This is a genomic window from Bradyrhizobium sp. Kon69, assembly GCF_055807515.1.
The window spans coordinates 1-239 of the sequence record NZ_JBVVOS010000560.1; the positions used below are offsets into that span (position 1 = coordinate 1).

At 62.3% G+C, this 239-nt stretch carries 1 protein-coding gene; it reads right to left on the reverse strand.

Going from position 1 to position 239, the window contains the following annotated elements:
* Nucleotides 1–190 (reverse strand): PAS-domain containing protein (locus AC0L3U_RS40150; RefSeq protein WP_473365234.1); only part of this gene is annotated, 190 nt, incomplete at its 3' end.
* Nucleotides 191–239 lie beyond the last annotated feature (49 nt).

Below are 239 nucleotides of genomic sequence, written 5' to 3' on the forward strand. Positions count from 1 at the left end.
GCGCGGCCAGCTTCGAGATGAATTGCTCGGCAGCCCCCTCGCTGAGATCGCCCTTGAGGATTCCGTTCACGATGCGATGCCTGATGATGTCGGTGTGCGACGTCCCCGTCCGCAGCAGTTCCGGCGGCAGCCGATAGAGTCGGGCGTAGCGCTCGTTGCAGACGACAAGCCGCTTCTCGGCATCAAACATGCAAAGGCCCTCAACCATGTGGTTGATCGCGGTGTCCAGCCTGAGCGTC